Annotated in this window: 11 protein-coding genes; 8 read left to right on the top strand and 3 right to left on the bottom strand. The window is 62.8% G+C overall.

The annotated features are described in order from the left end of the window. The 4 genes from QZ213_RS19685 to QZ213_RS19670 all read left to right on the top strand — a co-directional run. On the top strand, positions 1-295 hold a 295-nt coding region (locus QZ213_RS19685; protein ID WP_291687767.1), incomplete at its 5' end, for an amidohydrolase family protein. Positions 296-307: 12 nt separating this feature from the next. Beyond that, positions 308-697 (top strand): protocatechuate 4,5-dioxygenase subunit alpha, encoded by a 390-nt coding sequence (gene ligA, locus QZ213_RS19680; RefSeq protein WP_291687766.1) that lies wholly within the window; start codon positions 308-310, stop codon positions 695-697. After that, entirely contained in the window at positions 697-1,551 is an 855-nt protein-coding gene (locus tag QZ213_RS19675; protein WP_291687765.1) for a class III extradiol dioxygenase subunit beta, read from the top strand. Before ligA ends, QZ213_RS19675 begins: the two co-directional genes overlap by 1 nt. Position 1,552: 1 nt before the next feature. Continuing rightward, a complete protein-coding gene (locus QZ213_RS19670; protein WP_291687764.1) occupies positions 1,553-2,512 on the top strand; it encodes a Gfo/Idh/MocA family oxidoreductase in 960 nt (319 codons plus the stop codon). 71 nt (positions 2,513-2,583) lie between these two features. Here QZ213_RS19670 and ppk2 read toward each other — a convergent pair whose 3' ends face one another. Together ppk2 and QZ213_RS19660 are read right to left on the bottom strand one after the other, a co-directional pair. After that, the gene (gene ppk2, locus QZ213_RS19665; RefSeq protein WP_291687763.1) at positions 2,584-3,471 is read right to left on the bottom strand and encodes a polyphosphate kinase 2; all 888 of its coding nucleotides are present in this window, start codon (positions 3,469-3,471) and stop codon (positions 2,584-2,586) included. A gap of 145 nt (positions 3,472-3,616) precedes the next feature. Next, positions 3,617-4,486, bottom strand: a complete 870-nt coding sequence (locus tag QZ213_RS19660) for a helix-turn-helix domain-containing protein (RefSeq protein WP_291687762.1) — start codon at positions 4,484-4,486, stop codon at positions 3,617-3,619. Positions 4,487-4,603: 117 nt separating this feature from the next. Between QZ213_RS19660 and pobA the strand changes: the two genes are divergently transcribed. The 3 genes from pobA to QZ213_RS19645 all read left to right on the top strand — a co-directional run bounded on the left by pobA (position 4,604) and on the right by QZ213_RS19645 (position 7,067). Further along, a complete protein-coding gene (gene pobA / locus QZ213_RS19655) occupies positions 4,604-5,776 on the top strand; it encodes a 4-hydroxybenzoate 3-monooxygenase (RefSeq protein ID WP_291687761.1) in 1,173 nt (390 codons plus the stop codon). Positions 5,777-5,873: 97 nt separating this feature from the next. Continuing rightward, positions 5,874-6,224: a protocatechuate 4,5-dioxygenase subunit alpha gene (locus QZ213_RS19650; RefSeq protein WP_291687760.1), complete on the top strand. Its 351-nt coding sequence runs from the start codon at positions 5,874-5,876 to the stop codon at positions 6,222-6,224. Between the two features lie 3 nt (positions 6,225-6,227). Continuing rightward, positions 6,228-7,067, top strand: coding sequence for a class III extradiol dioxygenase family protein (locus tag QZ213_RS19645; protein WP_291687759.1), 840 nt, complete (start codon positions 6,228-6,230; stop codon positions 7,065-7,067). 63 nt (positions 7,068-7,130) lie between these two features. On the opposite strand, the gene QZ213_RS19640 is transcribed toward QZ213_RS19645, so the two are convergent. Continuing rightward, a complete protein-coding gene (locus QZ213_RS19640) occupies positions 7,131-7,988 on the bottom strand; it encodes a VOC family protein (RefSeq protein ID WP_291687758.1) in 858 nt (285 codons plus the stop codon). Between the two features lie 177 nt (positions 7,989-8,165). Here QZ213_RS19640 and QZ213_RS19635 point away from each other — a divergent pair, with 177 nt between their 5' ends. After that, positions 8,166-8,423, top strand: coding sequence for a hypothetical protein (locus tag QZ213_RS19635; protein ID WP_291687757.1), 258 nt, complete (start codon positions 8,166-8,168; stop codon positions 8,421-8,423). The last annotated feature ends 522 nt before the right edge of the window (positions 8,424-8,945 follow it).

The following is an 8,945-nucleotide window of genomic DNA, read 5'->3' as shown; positions in this document are numbered from 1 at the left end:
GAACGTCTGGTCCAAGGTGAGCTGCCCGGAGCGGCTGTCGGTCAAGGGTCCGCCCGCGCTGAACGGCGAGCAGAACGCCTATCGCGACGTGATCCCGTTCGCCCGGCGCATCGTCGAGACTTTCCCGGACCGCGTGCTCTGGGGCACCGACTGGCCGCACCCCAACCTGAAGGACCACATGCCCGACGACGGCCTGCTGGTCGATTTCATTCCGCACATTGCGACCACACCGGAGCTGCAACGCAAGCTGCTGGTGGACAATCCGATGCGGCTTTACTGGCCTGAACAATCCTGAGGAGACGATCCCATGTCACTCGACAAACCCTACACGGATGTACCCGGCACCACGATCTTCGACGCCGACATGTCGCGCCAGGGCTATCATCTGAACCAGTTCTGCATGTCCTTGATGAAGGCGGACAACCGCGCCCGCTTCAAAGCCAATGAGCGCGCTTATCTCGACGAATGGCCGATGAGCGAGGAGCAGAAAAAGGCCGTGCTCGCGCGCGACCTCAACCGCTGCATCGCGCTCGGCGGCAACATCTACTTCCTCGCCAAGATCGGCGCGACCGACGGCAAGAGCTTTCAGCAGATGGCCGGAAGCATGACCGGCCTGAGCGAGGAGGAATACCGAAACATGATGGTCGGCGGCGGCCGCCCGATCGAAGGCAACCGCTACATTGGGGAGAAGAAGTGATGGCCCGTATCTCAGCGAGCGTCTACACCTCGCACGTGCCGGCCGTCGGCGCCGCGCTCGACCTTGGCAAGACCGGCGAGCCTTATTGGCAGGCGGTCTTCAAGGGCTATGACTTCTCCAAGCAGTGGTTGAAGGACCAGAAGCCGGACGTCATCTTTCTCGTCTACAACGATCATGCCAACGCCTTCAGCCTCGACATCATCCCGACGTTTGCGATCGGCACGGCGCCCGAGTTCGCGGTGGCCGACGAGGGCTGGGGCCCGCGCCCGGTGCCGAAGGTGATCGGCCATCCAAGGCTCGCGGCGCACATCGCGCAGTCGGTGATCCAGGACGATTTCGACCTGACCATCGTCAACAAGATGGACGTGGACCACGGCCTCACGGTGCCGCTGAGCCTGATGTGCGGCCAGCCGCAGGCCTGGCCGTGCCCGGTGATTCCGTTCGCGGTCAATGTGGTGCAGTACCCGGTGCCCTCGGGACGGCGCTGCTACATGCTCGGCAAGGCGATCCGCAAGGCGATAGAGTCCTATGACGAGCCGCTCAACGTGCAGATCTGGGGCACCGGGGGCATGAGCCACCAGCTGCAGGGGCCGCGCGCCGGCCTGATCAACAAGGAGTGGGACCAGGCCTTCCTCGATCGGCTGATTGCCGAGCCCGAAAAGCTCGCCGCCATGCCGCATATCGACTATGTCCGCGAGGCCGGCAGCGAAGGCATCGAACTGGTGATGTGGCTGATCGCCCGCGGCGCCATGAACGACGTCAATGGCGGCAAGCCGCCGACGGTGCGGCACCGCTTCTATCATGTGCCCGCCAGCAACACCGCCGTGGGCCATCTGATTCTGGAGAACAATTGACGTGACCAAGACCATCAAAGTGGCGCTGGCCGGCGCCGGTGCGTTCGGCATCAAGCATCTGGACGGCATCAAGAACATCGACGGCGTCGAGGTCGTGTCCCTGGTGGGCCGCAGGCTGGAGCCGACCAGGGAAGTCGCCGCCAAATACGGCATCGCGCATGCAGCGACCGATCTCGCCGACAGCCTCGCGCTCAAGGAGGTCGATGCGGTCATTCTCTGTACGCCCACGCAGATGCACGCGGCGCAATCCATCGCCTGCCTGAAGGCCGGCAAGCACGTGCAGGTCGAGATCCCGCTCGCCGACTCCTTGCGCGACGCGCAGGCCGTCGTCGATCTGCAGAAGCAAACCGGGCTGGTCGCGATGTGCGGCCATACCCGCCGCTTCAATCCCAGCCATCAGTGGGTGCACAAGAAGATCGTCGCCGGAGACTTCAATATCCAGCAGATGGATGTGCAGACATTCTTCTTCCGCCGCTCGAACATGAATGCGCTGGGCCAGCCGCGCAGCTGGACCGACCACCTTTTGTGGCACCATGCCGCGCATACGGTGGACCTGTTCGCCTACCAGGCGCGCTCGCCGATCGTGAAGGCCAACGCGGTCCAGGGGCCGATCCACCCCACGCTCGGGATCGCAATGGACATGTCGATCCAGCTCAAGGCGGCCAACGGCGCGATCTGCACGCTCAGCCTGTCCTTCAACAATGACGGCCCGCTCGGCACCTTCTTCCGCTACATCGGCGATACCGGGACCTACATCGCCCGCTACGACGACCTCTTCAACGGCAAGGAAGAGAAGATCGACGTCTCCAAGGTCGACGTGTCCATGAACGGCATCGAGCTGCAGGACCGCGAGTTCTTCGCCGCGATCCGCGAGGGCCGCGAGCCCAACTCGAGCGTCGCCCAGGTGCTGCCGTGCTATCGGGTGCTGCACGATCTGGAGCAGCAACTCAACGCCGGATGAAACCGGCGTTGCGGTTCATATGGCGCCGGCGCACCCGGCGTCACGAAGCCGCGCCGTGAAGCGCAGTCTGCTCAATAGACCTTGGGGACGAAGCGCTGGGTCGACTTCCTCGGCCGCTTGTAGCCCGTATCCGACTGGCGCGGCGGCAGCTCGATCTCGACCGGCCTCATGTCCCGGTAGGGAATTTGATTGAGCAGATGCCGGATGCAGTTGAGTCGGGCCCGCTTCTTGTCGTCGGCGTTGACGACGTGCCATGGGGTCTTCTTGCGGTCGGTGTGCGCAAACATCACGTCCTTGGCCTTGGAATATTCCACCCAGCGCTTGCGCGACTCCACGTCCATCGGGCTGAGCTTCCAGCGCTTGATCGGATTTCGGATGCGCTCCTGGAATCGCCGCTCCTGCTCCTCGTCATTGACCGAGAACCAGTACTTGATGAGATAGATGCCAGAGCGTACCAGCATCTCCTCGAAAATCGGGCAGGAGTGCAGGAATTCCTGATACTCGTCATCGTTACAGAAACCCATGACATGCTCGACCCCGGCGCGGTTGTACCAACTGCGATCGAACAGGACGATTTCACCGCGTGTCGGAAGCTCGGCGACGTAGCGTTGAAAGTACCATTGGCCGCGTTCGCGTTCCGTCGGCGTGCCGAGCGCCACGACGCGGCAGATCCGGGGATTCAGACTCTCGGTGATGCGCTTGATGACCCCGCCCTTGCCTGCCGCGTCGCGGCCCTCGAAGAGGACGGCAACCTTGAGGCCCTGCAGCCGAACCCACTCCTGCAGCTTGATGAGTTCGAACTGCAGATGGGCGAGCTCATCGACGTAGTTGTAGTCCCTGGGAGGCTTGCGCGATTTTGGTTGTTCGGCCGCGTGCCAATACTGCTCGACGGCGGTGATTTCCCTGGCGTCACGCAGCACAGATCCTTCAGCCGCGGCGGATTTGCGTTCCTTTGCCATTGGGCCCCTCCAGGCTCGCGCGATGATGACAAGCGACGAATCGCAGCTAGACATTTTCGGTACGTTAACTTGAAGGATGATCCGCGCAAATCGCGCAACTGCGAACCATTGTCAGAAACGATCGCAGGCCTCGCGCGCTGACGTGCTATGCGGCCTTGTGAATCTTGTCGCGAAAGCTGCGGGGCGACAGACCTGTCGCGCCTGAAAACAGCCGGCTGAAATAGGCCGGGTCGTTGAAGCCGAGCGCATAGGCGATGGTCGAGACCGGCAGGTTGGTGTAGACCAGATTGCGCCGGGCCTCGCGAATGACCCGGTCGAGGATCAGGTGCGATGCCGCGTGCCCGGTTGCCGAACGGGCGAGGCGGCTCAGATGCGTCGGCGTGATCGACAGCGCTTTCGCGTAATCCGACACTGTCCAGTGCTCGAGGAAGTGCTGTTCGAGCAGGGCCTCGAAGCGCCGGAACAGATCGGCTTTCAACACGTCGTCCGGCGGATTCTGCTGTCCCGCCATTCCGCGCGCAACCAGGCCGATCAGGGCCGCTGACAAGGCACGCAGGAGATGGGCTCTGGCGAAACGCCGGCCGGCGAATTCGGCAAAGATCTGCGCCATGGTGCTGCTCATCTGCGGCGTTCCCCGCATCACGGTCGCCTGCGCGAGCACGCGCCGCAATCCCTCCGATGGCGTCAGCACTTCATCCAGCATCTCGGCGGCGACCGTCAGCACCCAGCCCTGCGTTCCCCGGGTGAAGGAGAAGCCGTGAACGTGGCCGACCGGTACGTTGACGACCCGCATCGGCCGCAACGCGTGGACGCGTCCCTCCAGCGTCGCCTGTCCGCCACCGCGCGCGATCAGGAGAATCTGGTGCAGCCGGGCATGGCGGTGCGCCGCGAATTCCCATTGGTGCAGCACGGAGCGCGCGGCAATGGTCTCGCAATGCACGACGTCGGGCAGGTCGCGCGCCTCGCCGAACAGATTGTAGGTCTGGATGGATCGGTGCGAAATCGTCTGGGTCATGTTTGAATTGTACAAGTTTTTGCGCGGTCTATCCATTTGAGAAGCGGGAAATTCCGATAAATTTGTCCAAGCAAAGAATAGCCGGCTCGGCATGGAAACGTCAGGAGAGGAAACCAGATGAAAGTCCAGGTCTGCATCATCGGCGGCGGGCCGTCGGGGCTCCTGCTGTCCCAGCTCCTGCATCTGCAGGGCATCGAAACCGTGGTGCTGGAAAAGTACAGCCGCGAATATGTATTGGCGCGAATTCGCGCCGGCGTGCTGGAGCACGGTTTTGCCAAATTGATGCGCGAGGCGAAATGCGGCGAGCGCATGGACCGCGAGGGCGAGATCCACAACGGATTCCATATCGCCCACGATGGGGTGATGGATCGCATCGACCTGCAGAAGTATTCCGGCGGCAGTTCGGTCGTCGTCTACGGCCAGACCGAATTGACGCGCGATCTCTATGACGCCCGCGACCGGTTGGGCGGAAAGGTGATCCATAATGCGGAGGATGTCGCCCCCCACGACCTCAACACCGAAAAGCCCTATGTGACCTATCGCGACGGCGACGGCATCATCCGTATCGACTGCGACTACGTCATCGGCGCCGACGGTTTTCACGGTGTCAGCCGCAAATCGATCCCGAAGGATGTGCTACGGGAATACGAGAAGGTTTATCCCTTCGGCTGGCTCGGCGTTCTCTCCCGCACCAAGCCGGTTTCGCCAGAGCTTATCTACGCCAAGCACGAGCGCGGCTTTGCGCTCTGTTCGCTGCGATCACAAGTGCTGAGCCGCTATTACATCCAGGTGCCGCTTACGGATACGACGGAAGATTGGTCCGACGATGCCTTCTGGGCCGAACTCAAGCGCCGTTTGCCTGCCGAGGTCGCGAGCAGCCTGACCACCGGCCCGTCGATCGAGAAGAGCATCGCGCCTCTGCGCAGCTTCGTGGCGGAGCCGATGCGCTATGGCCGGCTGTTTCTTGCCGGCGACGCCGCCCATATCGTGCCGCCGACCGGCGCCCGCGGGCTCAACAGCGCCGCATCCGATATCTATTATCTCTATCACGCCATGGTCGATCACTACAAGAAAGGCGACGATGCCGGGCTCGACGGCTATTCGAAAAAGGCGCTGGCGCGGGTCTGGAAGGCCCAGCGGTTTTCATGGTGGATGACCATGCTGCTGCATCGGTTCCCGGACAACATTCCCTATGACGACAGACTGCAGGAGACGGATATGTCGTATCTGTTCTCCTCCGAGGCCGCGCAGCGCTCGCTGGCCGAAAACTATGTCGGATTGCCGTTCTAGCGATGGGGTCCGGCCGGCTTCGAATTGATCCAGAACAAATCGCGCCGGCCTACGATCTGCAAAAATCACCAAAAATAATCCTGCAAGAGGAGAGGCCATGCCCAGCTCCAGGCGACAGCCCGTGCCCGGGACCACGATCTTCGACGGCGAGCAGGCCCGCAAAGGCTATGCGCTGAACAAGATGTGCTATTCGTTCAACGACGCCGCCAATCGGCGCGCCTTCGTCGCGGACGAGGACGCCTATTGCGCCAAATACGGCCTGAATCCGCAGCAGCGCGAGGCCATTCGCAACCGCAACGTGCTGCAGCTGATCGAAGCCGGTGGCAACGCCTATTACCTGGCAAAATTCGCCGGGATATTCGGCCTCGACATGCAGGACATCGGCGCCCAGCAAACCGGCCTGACCAAGGACGAGTTCAAGGCCAAGCTTCTGGCGGCGGGGAGATAAGCCATGGCGAAAATCCTCGGCGCCATCACCACCTCGCATGTCCCCGCCATCGGCGGCGCCATCGCCAAGGGCCTGCAGAACGATCCGTATTGGAAACCCTTCTTCGACGGTTTCCCGCCGGTGCGCGAATGGCTCGCCCGGGTCAAGCCCGATGTCATTGTACTGGTCTATAACGATCACGGACTGAACTTCTTCCTCGACAAGATGCCGACCTTCGCGATCGGCGCGGCGGACCAATACCGCAACGCCGACGAGGGATGGGGCATCCCGACGGTGCCGCCGTTCCGCGGCGATTCGGCGCTGTCATGGCACCTGATCGAATCCCTGGTCGCCGAGGATTTTGATCTGACGACCTGCCAGGAAATGGTGGTCGACCACGCCTTCACCTTGCCGATGGCGCTGTGCTGGCCCGACATGAAATGGCCGGTGCGCACCATCCCGGTATGCGTCAACACCGTGCAGGGGCCGCTGCCTTCGGCGGCGCGCTGTTACCGGCTCGGCCAGGCGATCGGGCGGGCGATCGCCTCGTGGCCGGACGACGAGCGGGTGGTCGTCATGGGCACCGGCGGCCTGTCGCACCAGCTCGACGGCGAGCGCGCCGGCTTCATCAACAAGGATTTCGACCTCAAGTTCATGGACAGCATGGTCTCCGAGCCGGCTTGGGCAACCAAATATTCGACCACCGAGCTGGTCGAGCTTTCAGGCACGCAAGGCGTCGAACTGCTGAACTGGGTGGTCGCGCGCGGCACGCTGCCGGAGAAGGTGCACAAGCGGCACGCCAATTACCACATTCCGATCTCGAATACGGCGTCGGGCCTGATGGTGCTCGAGCCGCAGGGGTGAATCGAGCCTCGGACGCCGCTTCTGTCCGGTTAGCAGCCGCGGATGGCGGCCGGCTGTGTAACGCTAAGCAGCGACGAAGGCGAGCAGCGTTCCGTTCGCCGCCGCCGGAGCGACGCAAACCGCGCCCCCGCTGCGGACGCCCGCGCTGTCAAATGCCTTCTCGGCAGCAGCGAGATCGGATGCCGCGATCACGAGGCCCGCGCCGCCGCGCTCCGGCAACCCCGCCAGCGAGACTTCGGGGTATCGCCGGCCCAACTGGTCCCTGGTGAGAAAGACAAAATCGGCGCGATCCGAACCGGACGGCACCGCGACCGCGCCGTCGGGCCCGGTCCTGACCTCGCGATCGATCATGCGCGCGAGGTGGGCGGCATCCTTGGCGGGCTCCGGTGAAACGATCAGCGCCTGCCGCAGACGCTTCGCACCATTGGCGTGGTGCATCAGCTCCGGAATCCAGACGGTTTCCCGCGTCTTGTGCTGACAGGCGAAAATACGGACCCCGCCCGGCGCCTCGGCAACCGGCCATTGAAAGGTCGTGAACCTGGCCGCCGAGAGGCGGCCGTCCGGCATCGTCACCGGCCGTTCGAAATCGGTCGGGCCCACGGGCTCATAGCCGCGCGCGCGGATTTCCGCAGCGCCGGCGGCGGCATCGAGTGCCGTGAACGCGATGCGTTCGATGCCTTCGCCGCGTTTGGCGAGAAAGGCGCGCGCCGGGGCATTATGTTCGGTTTCAACGAGCACGCCGAGCAATTCCATGTAGTCCGGGTCGAGCATGATGGTGTAGTTGCCCGATCCCATATGCGCGCTGTGCGTGCCGCGCGGCGATACCGTAAATCCCAGCCGCTTCCAAGTCTCGGCTGCCTTGTCGAGATCCTTGACCATGATGACGGCATGATCGATTCCGACGACGTTCCTGAGCGCCACTCTTTCGTTTCCCCGGCATGAATTGGCGCACTGAGCTAACCAGATCGATCCCGCGACCGCAAGCCGGCCCATGCAAGGGTATCGCGCTTGCGGGCGTTTCCATCGCTTGCGCTGGATCAACAGCCCCCGCGATCATCTCGCGCAGTATGATCGCTGATTCCTTCTTGGAGAATGACGATGAAATCTGTCGCGCTGTTGGTCGCGCTTTCCGCACTTTTTGGGCCTGCGATCGCTCAAGCCGCGGACTGCCAGTCGATCCCGAAGTCGAGCGATCGCCTCGCTTGTTACGACAAGTCCACGCCGCCGGCCGGTCGGGTCAAGCCTGCCGCCGCATCCCCGGCGCCTGCGGCGCAACCGGGCCAGGCGGCCGATCTGCTCGCCGAAGAAAACGCGCGATTGGACGCCAAGATCAAAAATATCTGCCGCGGCTGCTGAGCGGCGCGCGAAAAAGGTATCCACCCAATCGGGATTGCTCGCGGATTCCGGCGACGGCGTAATTCTGCGACCCCGCCGCATGCCTTTGATGTAGATCAAAATGGCCGGCGCCCTACAGGCTTAGATATAATCTAGTCGTACTCTCGGGCAGGGAGGTGTCGATGACAAGCCCTCTGGAGTTTAGTGCGCGCGCCGCGCTTTGCAGACAACTCGCGAGGCGCGAACCTGACAGCAAGGTTCTTTGGCTTGCGGAAGCGGAGAGGTGGTCGCGCCTCACCTTGGCGTCGCGTGTAGGGGGCACGACACCTGAATATACCGACGCCTACATCGGGGATGCGTTTGAAGCGTTCCCGAGCGAGATATCTCCTGAGGCAGCCAACGCAAGCTGAACTTCTTGCAACCTGAATTGAGATGGCCGGGAGAGGCCGTTCTTTCGAACAGTGGGAGTTGCGTATCATGCGCGTGATTTCAATCGCAATCGGTTTGGCGGCCGCACTCGCCGCCACCGGCGCGTCGGCGCAA

Origin of the sequence: Bradyrhizobium sp., assembly GCF_017881085.1 — a bacterium.
GTDB lineage: Bacteria > Pseudomonadota > Alphaproteobacteria > Rhizobiales > Xanthobacteraceae > Bradyrhizobium.
Note: the sequence above shows the minus strand (reverse complement) of the source record. Positions and strands in the feature narration are given on the sequence as shown.